This is a genomic window from Collinsella aerofaciens (genome assembly GCF_039752955.1).
In the GTDB taxonomy this organism is placed as follows: Bacteria; Actinomycetota; Coriobacteriia; order Coriobacteriales; family Coriobacteriaceae; genus Collinsella; species Collinsella aerofaciens_BI.
This window is the reverse complement of the sequence record NZ_JBDMHB010000015.1, coordinates 1-14,870: the sequence shown is the minus strand read 5'-3', so window position 1 is coordinate 14,870 and position 14,870 is coordinate 1. Positions and strand designations below refer to the sequence as shown.

At 60.8% G+C, this 14,870-nt stretch carries 18 protein-coding genes and 2 tRNA genes; all 20 read left to right on the top strand.

Annotated elements, in window-relative coordinates; translation table 11 throughout:
• The first annotated feature begins 1 nt into the window (after position 1).
• Positions 2-895, top strand: coding sequence for a type II secretion system F family protein (locus ABHR75_RS05030; RefSeq protein ID WP_229030340.1), 894 nt, complete (start codon positions 2-4; stop codon positions 893-895).
• Positions 892-1,533: a type II secretion system F family protein gene (locus ABHR75_RS05025; protein ID WP_117746903.1), complete on the top strand. Its 642-nt coding sequence runs from the start codon at positions 892-894 to the stop codon at positions 1,531-1,533. The genes ABHR75_RS05030 and ABHR75_RS05025 overlap by 4 nt, the downstream gene beginning before the upstream one ends.
• A 10-nt stretch (positions 1,534-1,543) precedes the next feature.
• The gene (locus ABHR75_RS05020; RefSeq protein WP_089572694.1) at positions 1,544-1,777 is read left to right on the top strand and encodes a hypothetical protein; all 234 of its coding nucleotides are present in this window, start codon (positions 1,544-1,546) and stop codon (positions 1,775-1,777) included.
• A 296-nt stretch (positions 1,778-2,073) separates the two neighbouring features.
• Complete coding sequence (locus ABHR75_RS05015; RefSeq protein ID WP_138113970.1) at positions 2,074-2,304, top strand: hypothetical protein; 231 nt, start codon at positions 2,074-2,076, stop codon at positions 2,302-2,304.
• Between the two features lies 1 nt (position 2,305).
• Positions 2,306-2,524 carry a hypothetical protein gene (locus ABHR75_RS05010; RefSeq protein WP_138113972.1) on the top strand — a complete coding sequence of 73 codons (219 nt, stop codon included), beginning with the start codon at positions 2,306-2,308 and terminating at the stop codon, positions 2,522-2,524.
• Entirely contained in the window at positions 2,460-2,996 is a 537-nt protein-coding gene (locus ABHR75_RS05005) for a TadE/TadG family type IV pilus assembly protein (protein WP_138113974.1), read from the top strand. Before ABHR75_RS05010 ends, ABHR75_RS05005 begins: the two co-directional genes overlap by 65 nt.
• Complete coding sequence (locus ABHR75_RS05000; protein ID WP_229030338.1) at positions 2,968-5,121, top strand: hypothetical protein; 2,154 nt, start codon at positions 2,968-2,970, stop codon at positions 5,119-5,121. Before ABHR75_RS05005 ends, ABHR75_RS05000 begins: the two co-directional genes overlap by 29 nt.
• Positions 5,121-5,597, top strand: coding sequence for a TadE/TadG family type IV pilus assembly protein (locus tag ABHR75_RS04995; RefSeq protein ID WP_055285913.1), 477 nt, complete (start codon positions 5,121-5,123; stop codon positions 5,595-5,597). Before ABHR75_RS05000 ends, ABHR75_RS04995 begins: the two co-directional genes overlap by 1 nt.
• Positions 5,573-5,953: a DUF192 domain-containing protein gene (locus ABHR75_RS04990; protein WP_138113976.1), complete on the top strand. Its 381-nt coding sequence runs from the start codon at positions 5,573-5,575 to the stop codon at positions 5,951-5,953. The genes ABHR75_RS04995 and ABHR75_RS04990 overlap by 25 nt, the downstream gene beginning before the upstream one ends.
• A 324-nt stretch (positions 5,954-6,277) precedes the next feature.
• Positions 6,278-6,562 carry an ATP-binding protein gene (locus ABHR75_RS04985; RefSeq protein ID WP_035137167.1) on the top strand — a complete coding sequence of 95 codons (285 nt, stop codon included), beginning with the start codon at positions 6,278-6,280 and terminating at the stop codon, positions 6,560-6,562.
• A 123-nt stretch (positions 6,563-6,685) separates the two neighbouring features.
• Positions 6,686-6,758: transfer RNA gene (locus ABHR75_RS04980), tRNA-Phe, on the top strand.
• Positions 6,759-7,226: 468 nt separating this feature from the next.
• Positions 7,227-8,288, top strand: coding sequence for a glycoside hydrolase family 5 protein (locus ABHR75_RS04975; protein WP_138113978.1), 1,062 nt, complete (start codon positions 7,227-7,229; stop codon positions 8,286-8,288).
• Positions 8,289-8,294: 6 nt separating this feature from the next.
• Positions 8,295-9,173: a 16S rRNA (cytidine(1402)-2'-O)-methyltransferase gene (gene rsmI, locus ABHR75_RS04970; RefSeq protein WP_035136820.1), complete on the top strand. Its 879-nt coding sequence runs from the start codon at positions 8,295-8,297 to the stop codon at positions 9,171-9,173.
• 69 nt (positions 9,174-9,242) lie between these two features.
• Positions 9,243-10,844 carry a methionine--tRNA ligase gene (metG, locus tag ABHR75_RS04965; protein WP_161145124.1) on the top strand — a complete coding sequence of 534 codons (1,602 nt, stop codon included), beginning with the start codon at positions 9,243-9,245 and terminating at the stop codon, positions 10,842-10,844.
• A gap of 107 nt (positions 10,845-10,951) precedes the next feature.
• Positions 10,952-11,812, top strand: coding sequence for a 16S rRNA (adenine(1518)-N(6)/adenine(1519)-N(6))-dimethyltransferase RsmA (gene rsmA / locus ABHR75_RS04960; RefSeq protein ID WP_161145123.1), 861 nt, complete (start codon positions 10,952-10,954; stop codon positions 11,810-11,812).
• Positions 11,802-12,719, top strand: coding sequence for a TatD family hydrolase (locus ABHR75_RS04955; RefSeq protein ID WP_161145122.1), 918 nt, complete (start codon positions 11,802-11,804; stop codon positions 12,717-12,719). Before rsmA ends, ABHR75_RS04955 begins: the two co-directional genes overlap by 11 nt.
• A gap of 43 nt (positions 12,720-12,762) precedes the next feature.
• A tRNA-Leu gene (locus ABHR75_RS04950) sits at positions 12,763-12,849 on the top strand.
• Between the two features lie 306 nt (positions 12,850-13,155).
• A complete protein-coding gene (locus ABHR75_RS04945) occupies positions 13,156-14,094 on the top strand; it encodes an SPFH domain-containing protein (RefSeq protein WP_161145121.1) in 939 nt (312 codons plus the stop codon).
• Between the two features lie 6 nt (positions 14,095-14,100).
• Positions 14,101-14,571 carry a 23S rRNA (pseudouridine(1915)-N(3))-methyltransferase RlmH gene (gene rlmH / locus ABHR75_RS04940; protein WP_161145120.1) on the top strand — a complete coding sequence of 157 codons (471 nt, stop codon included), beginning with the start codon at positions 14,101-14,103 and terminating at the stop codon, positions 14,569-14,571.
• Positions 14,572-14,644: 73 nt separating this feature from the next.
• A partial coding sequence (locus ABHR75_RS04935; protein WP_346963794.1) for a pyrroline-5-carboxylate reductase family protein occupies positions 14,645-14,870 on the top strand: 226 nt, incomplete at its 3' end.

Below are 14,870 nucleotides of genomic sequence, written 5' to 3'. Positions count from 1 at the left end.
TTTGGCAGGGTTTTCTGTCGCGACGGCGTGCGGGGCGGAACCTCGTGTGCCGCAGGTGCCGCCGGCGGAGCTGGCGCGTCAGGCGTTCGAGACGGTGGCAGAGAAGCTGCCGCGTGAGTTGGTGGAAAACGATCTGCTGAAAAAGATTGCCCGTTCGTGGGCATCGCTGGCTCCGGCGCGTCGCCTTGGCCTCGTGATCGAAGATGCTTCGGGGCGTTTGGCGTTTCTGCTGCTATCGAGCGGTGTCTGCTGCGTTTTGCTAACGATGGTGTCGTTATCGCCCCTCGGGTTTGCCTTGGGACTTGTTGCTCCGATTGCCGCTGGCGCCGCTCGGGATGGCTTTGAGAGCCGGCGCGAGCAACACGATGCAGAAGAGGCCATGCCCGAGGCGTTTACCGCACTTTCCATGTCGCTTGCCTCGGGACATTCGCTGGCCCAGGGCATGCGCTTTGTGGGCGCTCATGCGCAAGAACCGGTGCATACCGAGTTTTTGCGGGTAGCGGCGGCGATCGATTGCGGCATCTCGGCGACCGACGCGCTCGATGACTTGCTCGTGCGCATCGACGCCCCCGGCCTTTCGCTTGTGACCTTGGCGCTTAAGGTGTCTCAGCGCACCGGTGCTCCGCTTGCCGACTTACTGTCCGAGGCGTCGAGCATGGTGGGGGAGCGCATTGAGCTCAAGCGCCGCCTGGATGTTAAGACGTCGCAGGCTCGCATGTCTGCGCATATGGTCGCGGCGATGCCGGCGGGCATGTGCGCGGTGTTGGCGCTGCTTTCGGCAGATTTTCGTCGCGGTCTTGCGACGCCTGCCGGTGCGGGCGCTGTGGTGCTGGGTCTAGCCCTCAACGTCGTTGCCCTGGTGGTTATCCGGCGCATTATGCGGGTGGAGCTATGAGCGCCCTGGTTGCAGTTGTGGCTTGCCTGTGTGCCCTGAGTGTATTTGTCGCGACGGGTTTGGATCGGGCGGATGCGCGCAAGATCGCAGGGGCCTGCAAGCGCGAGGCGGTGCTGGTCGCTGCCGCGGGTCGCTCGGTGGTCGATGCCCTGACCGCGCGAGTGAAGGGCGCGGTTGGAGCGGGCGGCCCGGCGCGAGTGTCGCTCGGCGAAGTGTCCGAGATGATCGATGTTGTGCGCTTGGGTCTTTCGGCCGGCCTTTCGTTTGATGCGGCGCTTGAGATTTTCTGCGCCAACCGCCGGTCAGTGCTGGCTCTTCGCCTTGAGCGGGCCTGCATGGCGTGGCAGGTGGGCGTGGGCACGCGTGAGGACGAGTTGTTGGCCGCCGCGCGCGACCTGGACGTGCGAGCGCTCGAGACCTTTGCCATTACGGTGGGGCAGGCACTCGCCCTGGGTGCCCCACTTGCCGAGACACTGGCCGCTCAAAGTCGCGAGATCCGTGCGGCTCATCGCGCCGCGGTCGAGCGCGAGATTGAGCGTGCGCCCGTCAAGCTGCTGATTCCCACCGGCACGCTCATCTTGCCGGCGTTGCTTCTGTCCATATTGGGCCCGCTGCTGGGAGCAGGCGGGATGATGTAGGGAGGAATACATGAACACGATGACTGACGCTGCTGGCAAGGTCCAGGGCTGGGCGTTTTGCCGGGCGGCACATGTTCGTCAGCGCGCCAAGGAGCTACTGCAGGAGGAGAGTGCACAGGGTACCACCGAGTATGCCATCTTGGTCGGCGTGCTCGTGGTGATCGCGATTATCGCCATCGTCGCATTTAAGGGCAAGGTCCAAGATCTATGGAACGCTATCAGCGAGGGCATCAACAGCCTGTAGAGGGCGAGCGCCCCATCGGGGTGCTGCTGGTGTTTGCTTGCCTGACCGTGGCGATAGCGGCGGTGCTTTGGGGGCTTAACGCCGCGCGGCAGCAGCGTCCTGGGGCCGCCTTCGATTCGGGCTCAGATTCGGCGGTGGCGTCTCAAAAAGATGAGATGCGAGATGCGGACGATTCGGATGTCGCTGTCACGGCGCAAACCTTTCTGCGGACGCTCGACAAGCGGTCTGGCACTGCGACGGATTCGCCTGGGGACAACGCGATTACGGTCCGGCTTGCATGGTCTGAGGACCGACCGATGACCGAGGCAGCGGCGGATATGTTACGCGCCTACCGCGAGGTGCCAACGGCCCAGCTCGCCCTGAGCGGCTATCTTGATATTAAGGGCAACGTATGGGGCGCCATCGTGCGCGATGGGCGCGGCTGGGTCGATATGGTGACGGTTGCCGCGGATGCCGGCGATGCCTCGTGCCGCCTGCGCGTGATCCGCCTGAGCCCGCAGGCATCGAACTCAAAGGAGGGGTCGTGAAATGCATGACGTCCTGCGCGAGGAATCTGCCCAAGCGACTGTGGAATACGCCATCGTCACGGTGGCGCTGTTATCGATCGTGCTGGCGATTGTGGGACTTTGGCGTGCTGGCACCGATGGACGCTTGGCGGCGCTGGTTGAGCGGGCGGCATCCCATGGCGTTGCCTCGACGTCGGTTATCGACGCCGCTGCGGGCGCTAAGGACATCGCGTTGTATTGATATCGCGCGCGAGGACTGGGCGCAGTCTACGGTCGAGGCCGCTTTTTTGCTGCCGACGTTTCTGACGCTCATCCTTCTCGCACTGCAACCGGTGTGCCTGCTTTATACGCGCGCGGTCATGGAGTCTGCCGCCGCCGAGACCGCGCGGCTCATGATCACGACGACGGCGGAGGACGACGATCTTAAGGAGTTCACCCGCCGCCGGCTTGCCGCAGTGCCCAACGTTTCGATCTTTCATGCCGGCGGGCCGTTGTCGTGGGATATTGAGCTTAGCCGGGCCGATGCGGGTGGCGTCTCGTCCGTGTCCGTTTCCGGCGAGGTCAAGCCGTTGCCTGTGATCGGTGCGTTTGCGCAGGCTATGGGTGGTACCGCCGAGGGTGGCTACGTTGAGCTCAAGGTCGATGTCTCGTATCAATCACGTCCCGAATGGCTGGAGGGAGATTATGATTCGTGGATTGCTGCATGGGATTAAGCGTTTCTGGTCTAGACGCGTTTTGACGCGCCGTCCGAGCTGCCATCGCAAGCGAGGCGGCTTTATGGGCCGCGCCGGTATCGACCTGTTTATCGAAGACGGTGCCTACACCACGCTTTCTTCTGCCGTGGTCATCCTAGTGGTGCTCACGTTGTTGTTTTCGTCGACCGCGGCGATATGGAGCATGTCGCGCGCGGGGGACACCCAGGTGGCGGCCGATAGCGGCGCGCTGGCGGGTGCCAACGTAGTGTCGTCCTATCACACGGCTGCCACGGTGGTTGATGCGAGCATCTTGAGTCTGGGGCTAGCGGGGTTTGCCACGATCGGGACGGGCCTGGTCGCCATCCTCATCCCGGGTGCCGAACCAGTTGCCGGCAATATGGTCGACACCGGGATTGAGATCATTAAAACGCGCAACAAGTTTGCCAAAAGCGCATCGGAAGGCTTGCAGAAAATCGAGACGGCTCTGCCGTATCTGATTGCCGCGCGTGCCACGCAGGCGGTGTCGGCGCAGGATACCGATAGTGTGACCTATACCGGTACGGCGCTTGCCGTGCCCAGGACGTCCGAGTCGGATTTCGTTGCGCTCGAGGGTTCTGAGATCTCGACCGATGCCATTAAAGACACATCGAAAGATCTGGAGCGCGCAGCAGATGAGCTGCAGAAGGCCTTGGAGGAGACGGCGAAAGCAAAAGAACGCGCCTGGCTTGCGGATTGCGGTGGATCGGTTCCGGCTTCGGTCGGTAGCTGTTCATGCATGTGGGAACGTACGAGGAGTTTGGCAAAGCTCTCGGGTGAGCAGAACCCGCATTATGCCTCGAGCATTTCGTGGGAGCCACAGGTGGCGCTCGACCGCGCGAAGACCTACTACCGTCAACGCCTGGCAGACGAAAAACCGCAGGGTTCAAGCGTCGAGACGAAGGCGGAGTCGGCGGCGCGCAAGGCGTTTTACACCTATGCGAGTACAGAGGTCAATCGTGCATATGTAACCGAGGACGGAGATGAAGTCGCTTCCTATATCCCGCTGTTGCCGCGCAACACTGACGAGGTGCGAGCGACGGAACTCTATACCGATACGGTGTGGCCAACCAGTGCCATCGATGGCAAGACGTATCTGCATTACGGAACGAGTTGCCCCAACTATAAGAAGGGGGCGCCATGCGGGCTGGCCTCGGTTGCTGCTTATGACGGGCAGGACAAATGCAATAGATGCCATTTTGGTGTTTCGTCGCTCGGTGCCGTTGCGGCTCCTTCGACTTCTATCGAAAACGGCTTTGAGTACCACTTTGATCGATTCAAAGAGGCTCTGGAAGACTACGTCGAATGCCGCAACAAAGAACTCGAACTTGAGCGTCAGACCGAGGATGAGGCCGACCGTGCGGGCAATGCGTTTGACCAGGCCATTAAAGCGCTTTCCGGCGAGCGCCCGCGTATCGCCCCACCTGGCCGCAACGGCGTGGTCGCCTTTGCAGTTTCGGGTGACATTACCAGCCCCGATCAACTTAACTCCTCGTTTAACGCGGCAGTCAGGCTTGGCGATCGCGGTGCTATCTCTGCCGCGGTGCTGGCGCCCGATGAGGCGACGGCGCAAAACAACGTGCTTTCGCGATTTTTCTCGACATTGAAGGAACGCTCGGGCGGCGTTGCCGGCGTGCTCGACGGCGTCATGGATGTTTGGGGACGGCTACTCGTGGGATACGGAGACATCCAAGGTTCGGCCGACGAACTTATGGACGAGATGATTAAAGACCTAGGAGGGGGCAGCGGTGCGTTGGGCTCCATTGCATCGTGGCTCGGCGATACCGTTTCGGCGTCCGTGGCGGCGCTGGGTTTGGAACCGTGCGACTTGCGCCTGCGAAAGCCGGTGCTGACCGATTCCGCCAACGTCATTAAGAGTCCGGGGTCTGACATTGCGGGTCTCTCTCAAACGCAAGACAAACTGCGAAGTATTCCGTTGGGCGTGACCGATCCCAAGGCGCTTTGCGAGGCGTTGGAATATCAAGTCGAACGCACCATTAGCGGTACGGTGTTCACACTTGCGGAGATTCCTCTGCCCGGCGGCGGCTCCATCCCGCTCACCGTCGATGTCGCCACGCTGGTTGGCGCTCTGGGCGGTGGGTCGTAATGAGTATCCGCATGCGTCTGCGCGAGGAGCGCGCCCAAGCGACGGTTGAGATGGCAGTGGTTACGCCCGTTTTGCTGGTGCTGGCACTCATCGTGTACAACGTCATGATCTTTGCCAGCGCTGTTGCGCGCTTCGACCGCGTGGTGCCCGACATCGTGTTGGCGCACGCCGTGGCGTCGGAGGGGGAGGGCGACGAAAGCTCTGCCGATGCCTCGGCGACGGTTCAGACTCAAATTCTGAATGCCATGGAAGGCTATGACTTGCAGATCGAAGTGTCGAGCGAGCAAGGCGCGGAGGCATCGGATGGTGGCCTGCTCTCCCTATCCGGTACGTTTAGGACCTACACCTGCACCATGCACTATGAGCCGTGGCCGACTTCTCTCAGCATCGCTGGCGTTCCGCTGGGGGCGCCGACAACGTTGTCGCACGAGCGTGCGGTGACGGTCGATCCATGGCGTCCGGGGGTGGTCATGTGACCGCGGTCTCGTCCTACATCGTCTACGCGCGGGCACTCAATAGGCTGGGTTGGACGCCGGCCGAGTTTGTGGTGGCGGAGTCGTTTGTCGTGCGCCTGCGCGGCATGCTGGGACGGCGTCCGGTTGCCGCCAACGGCCTGCCGCTCGTCATGGCGTTTCCACGCTGCTCTTCGGTCCATACGTGTTTTATGGCCTATCCCATCGACATCGCCTTCATCGATCGCGACGGCAATATCCTCGCGCGCTACGAAAACGTCCGCCCTTGGCGCATGTGCTCCTGCCCCGGCGCCTGGGCCGTACTAGAGCGTCCTTCAATCATTGTTTCGACCCCTGCTCTCCAACGCGTGCCGGCTTAAGAATTGGCGACAGTGGACTTTCGTCATACGAAATTGGGTAAGATGGAGGAGAAGATGCATGGATGTTGAGATTCATCCCAACGCTAAAAAGCACCTGACGGAAAAGCAGGTGCTTAGCGCTTGGCTTGCGGTTACTGAGTGCATTCGTCGCGAGTCGAAGGACGAGCCGCCGAGATGGCTTGCGATTGGATGGCTCCCAGACGGACGAAGCGTGGAGCTTGTCGCGGTCGAGCTTGTCCGTGGGTGGCTTATCATTCATGCCTTGTCTCCAGTCCAGAAGAAATTTTGGCAGGAGATTGAACAGGCTCGGCAAAGGGGTCGATGATGGGCAAGACGTATACGGCCGCTAATGGTCAGGTTGTAACGGATGAAATGATTGACGCGTGGTGCGAGTCGTACGAGCGCGGAGAGTTTCCGGATGGCGAACACACCGTTGGTGGGATCGTGCATGGACGGCCCCCGCTCTCAGGTGAGGGGACGGCAACGCTGTCGGTCAAGATTCCTCTGGGAATGAAGGAGGCCATTCGTCGACGGGCGGCTGCCGAGGGGATGACGCCAAGTGAGTTTGCCCGTGCGGCTCTGAGTGAAAAACTTCTTGCTGCCGGCTGATGCCTCTGACGTGCCGATTTATAGAACCGAGGCTGTGCTCAAAAACTTTTTTAAAATTCTCGGTTGACCGGAACGCGTCCTTGGTTATACTAATCAAGCCTTGAAACAAGGCACACCTCAAATGGCTGGGTAGCTCAGTTGGTAGAGCAGAGGACTGAAAATCCTCGTGTCAGGGGTTCGATTCCCTTCCCCGCCACCTTGAATTGACTAGGACCTCTGCAAAGGGGTCCTTTTCTTTTATGTAGCCCATGCACGGAATCGAACCCCGTGAGGGCGCGGAGCTGAGGAAACGCGCAAGCGTTTTCCAGCGTAGCTCGCAAGGCGCGCAAGCGCCGCAGCGGTCCGTCCGCGCAGCGCGCGGACGCGATTCCCTTCCCCGCCACCTTGAATTGACTAGGACCTCTGCAAAGGGGTCCTTTTCTTTTATTGAGGGCTCTGCGGAAATTGCGTCCCGGAATTTGGCTTCAGAGTGGGATGCGCTTTCCGGCGCTTACTTCCGACGTGCGTGCACATCTCGGGCCCGCCCGCTCAGACATTCCTCCCACTTTTGCGCCACTTTACAGACCGTTCGGTCGTCTGTCCGCATGCGCGGGTATACTCAAAACGATACTTTTCCTATGCAATACGATGCAGGCTCGGCCTGCACGATCCGAAGGGGGCAGTGATGGAGAGGATACTCGGCGTTAATCTCTCTGGCTGGTTTATTCCCGAGCCTTGGGTGACCCCGTCGCTATACGCGGCGACCGGTGCATCCAACGCGGCCGAGCTGCAGGAGGCCATGGGCACCGCCGCCTATAACGAGCGCATGCGCCGTCATTACGAGACGTTTGTGAGCGAGGACGATTTCCGTCGCATGGCGCAGATCGGCCTCAACGCCGTGCGCCTGCCGGTGCCTTGGTATGCCTTTGGCTCACAGGAGTCCGATGCCTCCTACATCTCGGTTGTCGATTACATCGACCGCGCGATTGAGTGGGCTGCCAAGTACAACATTCGCGTGCTGCTTGACCTGGCGACTGTGCCCGGTGGCCAGGGCGATTCCAACGATTCGCCCGCCACGCCGGAGGCTGTTGCCGAGTGGCATTCGTCCACCAACGGTCGTCATGTCGCACTCGACGTGCTCGAGCGCTTGGCCGATCGCTACGGCGAGGCCGAGAGCCTGCTGGGTATTGAGCTGCTGGATACGCCGCAGATGAGTGTCCGCAAGAGCCTCTTCACCATGACGGATGGCATTCCTGCTCACTACCTGCGCAATTTCTATCGCGATGCTTACGAGCTCGTCCGTTCGTATATGCCCGAGGATAAGATCGTCGTTTTCTCGTCGTCGGGGCATCCCAGCGAGTGGAAGCATTTTATGCGCGGCGCCAAGTACAAGAACGTCTACATGGACCTTCACCTGTACCATTACCGCGACGAGCATGCGCTCGACATCACGAGCCCCCGCGGGCTGACGACGGCGATTTCGCGTAACAAGCGCGAGCTTAAAGAAGCGATTTCAACTGGGTTCCCCGTGCTGGTGGGCGAATGGTCGGGCGCGGCGATCTTTGCCAACTCGTCGGTTACGCCCGAGGGCCGCAATGCCTACGAGCGCGTGTTTATCGCCAATCAGCTGGCTTCGTTTGCGCCGGCTGCCGGTTGGTTCTTCCAAACGTGGAAGACCGAGAAGCGCATTGCAGCATGGGACGCCCGCGCGGCGCTCGGCACGCTCGAGCGCGGCATGATTGAATAGGTTGATATGACGCAAAACAGCGCCCATACGGGCAAACTCTATGTGGTCGGCACGCCCATCGGCAACCTGGGCGACCTGTCCCCGCGCGTTGGCGAAGCCTTTGCCGCTGCCGATGTCATCTGCTGCGAAGACACGCGTGTGACGTCAAAGCTGCTGATGCACCTGGGCATTTCCAAGCCGCTTGTCCGTTGCGACGAGAATGTGATCGCCAGCCGCGCCGCCGGCCTGGTCGACCGCCTGCTGGCGGGGGAGACCCTCGCCTTTGCCTCGGACGCCGGCATGCCGAGCGTGTCCGATCCCGGCCAGGCGCTGGTCGAGGCGGCGCGTGAGGCCGATGTGCCCGTCGAAGTTATTCCCGGGCCTTCTGCTTGCGTCACGGCGCTCGTTTCGTCCGGCATTCCCTGCGAGCATTTCTTCTTCGAAGGCTTTTTGGGTCGCAAGCACGGCGACCGCGTGCGCCGACTGCAGCGTCTTGCCGTGGTGCCCGGCGCACTCATCTTCTACGAGTCTCCACATCGCATCGTGGCGACGCTCGAGGCCGTGGCGGAGGTCTTTCCCCAACGTGAGGTTGCCGTCTGCCGCGAACTCACCAAGCTGCACGAGGAGGTCTTGCGCGGGCCCGCCGCCCAGCTCGCCGAGGAGCTGCGTGCTCGCGGCGAGGTAAAGGGCGAGATTGCGCTGGTCATCGCGCCGCCGAGCGAAGATGAGGAGGCCGGTATCGTGCCGGTTGGCGCCGCGGCAGCGGATCCCGACGAGGCTCTGCGCGAGGATATCCGCGCCGCGCTCGAGGAGGGAGAGCCCGCCTCTGCGGTGGCCAAGCGCCTGTCGCAGAAGTACTCGCGCCGTAAGCGCGATGTCTATGCCATGGTGCTCGATATGCAATAGATGGAGGATATCCAGCCCTTGCGCTAGAATCATCCCCTGTATGCAACGTTTTTCTGGAGGACAAACCCCATGGATCAAAGTAAGCCTTCGTTCTTTATCACGACGCCCATCTACTACGTCAACGCCGATCCGCACCTGGGCACGGCTTATTCCACCATCATCGCCGACGTTCAGGCCCGTTATCGTCGCTCCGCCGGCTATAACGTCAAGTTCCTGACCGGCATGGACGAGCACGGCGAGAAGGTCGCCGAGGCCGCAGCCAAGCACAACATGACGCCGCAGGAGTGGACCGACAGCCAGGCTCCGCACTTCAAGGAGCTTTGGAGCAAGCTCGAGATCTCCAACGACGACTTCATCCGCACCACCGAGCCGCGCCAGCATCATGCCGTGCAGTACCTGTGGGAGCGCATGAAGGAGTCCGGCTACCTGTATAAGGGCAGCTACGACGGTTGGTATTGCGTGCCTGACGAGACCTACTTCACCGATACGCAGGTCCAGAAGGGCGACGAGGAGTACGGCAGCGTCGGCCAGCACCTGTGCCCCGACTGCCACCGTCCGCTTGAGCGCGTGCAGGAGGAGTCCTACTTCTTTAAGCTTTCCGCTTTCCAGGACAAGCTGCTCAAGCTTTACGACGAGCACCCCGACTTTGTCGAGCCTGCGTTCCGCATGAACGAGGTACGTAGCTTTGTCGAGGGCGGCCTTAATGACCTTTCCGTGAGCCGTACGAGCTTTGACTGGGGCATTCAGGTCCCGTTTGACGAGGGTCACGTGACCTACGTGTGGTTCGATGCGCTGCTCAACTATATGACGGCCGTCGGCTACGGTGTCGACACCGACGAGGCGCGTGCCGAGCTGGCCTATCGCTGGCCCGCGCAGTTCCACATCGTGGGCAAGGACATCATCCGCTTCCACTGCGTCATTTGGCCCGCCATGCTCATGGCCATCGGCGAGGCCCTGCCCGAGCACGTCTTTGCCCACGGCTTCCTGACCGTGCGCAATGCCGAGACCGGCAAGGCCGAGAAGATGTCCAAGAGCCGCGGCAACGCCATCGCTCCGCAGGACGTTATCGACATGTTGGGCGTCGAGGGCTATCGCTACTACTTTATGACCGACGTCGTCCCCGGCACCGACGGTGCCATCAGCTTCGATCGCATGGAGCAGGTCTACAACGCCGACCTGGCCAACAGCTGGGGCAACCTTATCTCGCGTTCGCTCAACATGAGCGGCAAGTACTTTGATGGTTGCGCGCCCGCCAAGCCCGCATCGTTCGATGCGTTCGACAACCCGCTGGCAAAGATCGCCGATGGTCTGGTCGAGCGCTACATGGCCAAGATGGACGTGCTCGATTATGGTGGAGCTAAGGACGAGGTCATGGAGCTCATCCATGCCGCCAACCACTACATCGAGGACTCCGAGCCCTGGGCGCTTGCCAAGGACGAGGCCAAGGCTGACGAGCTGGCGTTTGTGATCTACAACCTGCTCGAGGCCATCCGCATTGCCGCTCACCTGCTGATGCCGCTCATGCCCCAGACTTCTGCCGAGGCCCTGCGCCGCCTGTCCTGCGAGGACGAGGCCGCGAGCGACGACCTCAAGGGCATTTGCGCTTGGGGCCTGCTTGCCGGTGGTCAGCCCGTCGAGAAGGGCGAGCCGCTGTTCCCGCGTCTGGGCTAAGCCGCTGCGCGCCATATCGGCAATTTGCTGTTTAGCTGTAAGGGCATGGCCGCAACGGTCCATGCCCTTTTGCTTTACGATGCAGCCACCATGTTAAGGAGGCAACCATGACAACTTCGCCTTTGGCAAACCCCACGGCAACTAGGGAGCTGCTAGAGGAGTTTGGCCTTGCGACCAAGCATCGCCTGGGCCAGAACTTCCTGATCGACAACCATGTGATCGAACGTATCTGTGAGCTCGCTGAGCTTGCGGGCGATGAGCGCGTGCTCGAGGTCGGCCCGGGTTGCGGCACGCTGACGTTGGCCCTGCTGCAGGAGGCGGCGTGCGTTACGTCGATTGAGGCAGATCCCGAGCTCGAGCCGGTGCTCGATGCTCACGCCGCCGACTACGCCAACTTCCGCTTTATCATGGGCGACGCGCTTAAGGTGGGCCCGGAGCAGATTGAGCAGGCCGCCGGCGGCGAGCCCACGGTATTTGTCGCGAACTTGCCCTATAACGTGGCGGCGACAATCATCCTGCAGTTCTTCCAGACGATGCCCGCGCTCAAGCGCGCCGTCGTCATGGTGCAAAAGGAGGTTGCCGATCGCATTGCCGCAGTGCCGGGCAACAAGACCTATGGCGGCTATACGGCAAAGCTCGGCCTGTATGCGCAGGTGACGGGTCGCTTTGAGGTGCCGCCGCGTTGCTTTATGCCGGCGCCGCACGTGGACTCGGCCGTCGTGCGTATCGACCGTGTTGACGGCGTGGTACCCGAAGGACTCGATCGCGAATTTGTGGCCCGCGTGATTGATGCTGCATTTGCTCAGCGTCGCAAGACCATCCGCAATTCCATGAGCGCCAACGGTTTTGCCAAGGACGTGCTCGATGCCGCTTTTGAGGTTTGCGGTATCGCACCCACCACGCGCGCCGAGACGCTCGATGTTGCCGACTTTGTCCGTCTGGCCCGGGAGCTAATCCATGATGCCTAATGCCGAACGCGTGACGTTTACCAAGAAAAAGAAGACGGTTGCTTGTCCCGTGCCTTTGGCGCCGCTTGCCGACACGCATGCACATCTGCTTTCGTTTTGGGGCAAGGATGTGCCCGAGACGCTCCTGCGTGCCAAAGCCGCGGGCGTCGACCTGTTGGTGACGATGTTCGACCCCATTGCCGACAAGCGCAGCGTGGCGGACTATAGCGACTGGCTGGTGCGCGAGATTCTTCCGATGCAGGATATCCCGCAGATCAAGTATCTTGCCGGCGTGCATCCGTATGGCGCGCCGGACTATACCGACGACGTTCATGCACAGGTCGTTGCCGCACTTGATGACCCCTTATGCGCCGGTATTGGCGAAATCGGCCTGGACTATCACATGGACTATGACGACGATATCGCGCCGGCACCCCATAACGTGCAGATTGATTGCATGGCGCGCCAGCTCGAGCTTGCCGTGCGCCGCAATGTGCCGGTGGAGCTGCACCTGCGTCACGAGGACTCGGATGGGGAGCGCACCTCGCACGTTGATGCGTACAACGTACTGCGCGAGGTGGGTGTGCCCCAGGCTGGTTGTGTGCTGCACTGTTTTGGCGAGGACCGCGCCACGATGGAGCGCTTTGTGGATTTGGGCTGCTATATCGCCTATGGCGGTGCGGCCACCTTTAAGCGCAACGACGATGTGCGCGAGGCATTTGCGGCAACCCCACTCGATCGAATTTTGTTCGAGACGGATTGCCCGTATATGGCTCCGGAGCCCATCCGCGGTCTTGAATGCGAGCCCGCAATGATCTCCATTACGGCAAACACGCTGGTCAACGACCGTGTCGATCGTACCGGCGAGGATGCTGAGGCAATCGCGCAAGCCGCTTGGGAGAATGCCTGCAAACTTTTTCAAAAATAGTTCTTGCGTTCGTGGTGGCGCTCCGTTATTCTAATTCCTGCACGCGGGCGTGGCGGAATTGGCAGACGCGTACGGTTCAGGTCCGTATGGGGGCAACCCCATGAAGGTTCAAGTCCTTTCGCCCGCACCATTAAATTAAAGAGCTCCCAGCAATGGGAGCTTTTTTGTTATGGGCCCATCACAGGGACTTGAACCTGTGAAGGAGCGAGCGTAAAGAAAACGCGGAGCGTTTTTAGCGAGCTGGCGAGGACGCCGGCAGGCGGCCGAAGCCGGTGCGGATCCGCGAAGCGGATACGCGGACGTCCTTTCGCCCGCACCATTAAATGAAAGAGCTCCCAGCAATGGGAGCTTTTTTGTTATGGGCCTCTTGTTGATGTCATGTTGCTGCTTCGTGCGGGTATCCTAGTGCCAACGTGTGCCTATCAGAGGAGAGACCATGCTGTTGTCCGGTATCATCGCCGCCCTTACCAGCCTTTTGATTCCCATCATCATCCTGTTGCTGCTGCTTCCTAACGCCTGCTATGTCGTTGAACAACAGCATGCCGTGATCATTGAGCGTCTGGGCAAGTTTAACCGCATCGTCAACGCGGGCTTCCACATGAAGGTGCCCGTGATCGACCGCAAGGCCGCCACGGTGAGTCTGCGCACCATGAAAAACGGTTTTGGCATCGACGTTAAGACCCAGGACAACGTGACCATCGGCCTTGAGGTCTCTGCTCAGTACCACGTGAGCTATGACATGGGCGCCGGCCCGGCAGATTCGGGCATCTACAAGAGCTACTATATGCTGCAGGAGCCCGTCGACCAGATGCGTGACTTCATCACCGACGCTCTGCGCTCTTCGATTCCCGTCTACACACTCGATGAGGTCTTTGCCAAGAAGGATGACATCGCCAAGGACGTTAATGCCACCGTGTCCGAGCAGATGGCTGCCTACGGCTTCACCCTCGTGTCGACACTCATCACCAAAATCGCGCTGCCGACCGAGGTCGAGAACTCCATGAACGACATCAACGCTGCCCAGCGCAAGCGCGCTGCGGCACAGGAGCTCGCTGAGGCCGACCGCATCAAGCGCGTCACCGAGGCGACCGCCGAGGCCGAGGCAATGGAAAAGGCGGGCGAGGGCATCGCCAACCAGCGCAAGGCCATCGCGCTGGGTATCAAAGATTCGCTCGAGATCATCCAAGAGACGGGTGTCGGCAATGACGAGGCCAACCAACTGTTCATGTTTACGCAGTGGTCCGAGATGATGACGGAGTTCGCTCGCACGGGTAAAACCTCGACGGTCGTGCTGCCGAGCGACTTTTCGCAGTCGGCCTCGATGTTCGAGCAGATGCTGACCGCCAGCAAAGTTCAAAACGATTCGAAGGAGTAGACGCGCGTGAAATACACCGTCGTTTGCGTCGGTAAGCTCAAGGAGCGCTTTTGGAAGGACGCGTGCGCTGAGTACACCAAGCGCCTAGGTGCCTATGCCAAGGTTGATATCCGCGAGGTGGCCGATATCGACCCGGCTAAGGCGGGCGGCGTGGATGCCGCGCGCGACAAGGAGGGGGCGGCAATTCTTGCTGCATTGCCGTCTCGGGCGCATGTGATCCTGCTGGCTATCGAGGGCAAGGAGCGTTCGAGTGAGGAGCTCTCGGCGCGGCTCGACGATCTTATGCTGCGAGGCAGCAGCGACATTGCCTTTGTAATCGGCGGTTCGGACGGCGTGAGTGATGAGGTGCGCGCCCGCGCCGACGAGATGCTCAGCTTTGGACACATTACCTTGCCGCATAACCTGGCGCGTGTGGTGCTGCTAGAGCAGATTTACCGTGCCTGCAAGATCAGCCGTGGCGAGCCGTATCACAAATAGGTCGGCAATACGAAACAATGGCGTGGGACAATACCTTTCGTTTTGAGGAATGTGTCTGAAAGGACTATGCGATATGAAGATTGGATTTGTCGGTTTTGGCAATATGGCGAGCGCTATGGCCGATGGCTGGATCGCTGCCGGTGTAGCTGCGAGCGACATGTGCGCCTGTGCGGGTCGCTACGACGCACTGGTTGAGCGCTGCGAGGCGCGCGGCATGGTCGCCTGCCACGATGCCGCCGAGGTCGTCGCCGCATCCGATATCGTGGTCGCTGCGGTCAAACCGTACATGATCGAGAAGG

What these genes read in the sequence shown, in the direction of transcription:
- ABHR75_RS05025 (WP_117746903.1), top strand. Translation starts at nt 892, where the DNA reads ATGAGCGCCCTGGTTGCAGTTGTGGCTTGCCTGTGTGCCCTGAGTGTA.
- ABHR75_RS05020 (WP_089572694.1), top strand. Translation starts at nt 1,544, where the DNA reads ATGAACACGATGACTGACGCTGCTGGCAAGGTCCAGGGCTGGGCGTTT.
- ABHR75_RS05015 (WP_138113970.1), top strand. Translation starts at nt 2,074, where the DNA reads ATGACCGAGGCAGCGGCGGATATGTTACGCGCCTACCGCGAGGTGCCA.
- ABHR75_RS05010 (WP_138113972.1), top strand. Translation starts at nt 2,306, where the DNA reads ATGCATGACGTCCTGCGCGAGGAATCTGCCCAAGCGACTGTGGAATAC.
- ABHR75_RS05005 (WP_138113974.1), top strand. Translation starts at nt 2,460, where the DNA reads ATGGCGTTGCCTCGACGTCGGTTATCGACGCCGCTGCGGGCGCTAAGG.
- ABHR75_RS05000 (WP_229030338.1), top strand. Translation starts at nt 2,968, where the DNA reads ATGATTCGTGGATTGCTGCATGGGATTAAGCGTTTCTGGTCTAGACGC.
- ABHR75_RS04995 (WP_055285913.1), top strand. Translation starts at nt 5,121, where the DNA reads ATGAGTATCCGCATGCGTCTGCGCGAGGAGCGCGCCCAAGCGACGGTT.
- ABHR75_RS04990 (WP_138113976.1), top strand. Translation starts at nt 5,573, where the DNA reads ATGGCGTCCGGGGGTGGTCATGTGACCGCGGTCTCGTCCTACATCGTC.
- ABHR75_RS04985 (WP_035137167.1), top strand. Translation starts at nt 6,278, where the DNA reads ATGGGCAAGACGTATACGGCCGCTAATGGTCAGGTTGTAACGGATGAA.
- ABHR75_RS04975 (WP_138113978.1), top strand. Translation starts at nt 7,227, where the DNA reads ATGGAGAGGATACTCGGCGTTAATCTCTCTGGCTGGTTTATTCCCGAG.
- rsmI (WP_035136820.1), top strand. Translation starts at nt 8,295, where the DNA reads ATGACGCAAAACAGCGCCCATACGGGCAAACTCTATGTGGTCGGCACG.
- metG (WP_161145124.1), top strand. Translation starts at nt 9,243, where the DNA reads ATGGATCAAAGTAAGCCTTCGTTCTTTATCACGACGCCCATCTACTAC.
- rsmA (WP_161145123.1), top strand. Translation starts at nt 10,952, where the DNA reads ATGACAACTTCGCCTTTGGCAAACCCCACGGCAACTAGGGAGCTGCTA.
- ABHR75_RS04955 (WP_161145122.1), top strand. Translation starts at nt 11,802, where the DNA reads ATGATGCCTAATGCCGAACGCGTGACGTTTACCAAGAAAAAGAAGACG.
- ABHR75_RS04945 (WP_161145121.1), top strand. Translation starts at nt 13,156, where the DNA reads ATGCTGTTGTCCGGTATCATCGCCGCCCTTACCAGCCTTTTGATTCCC.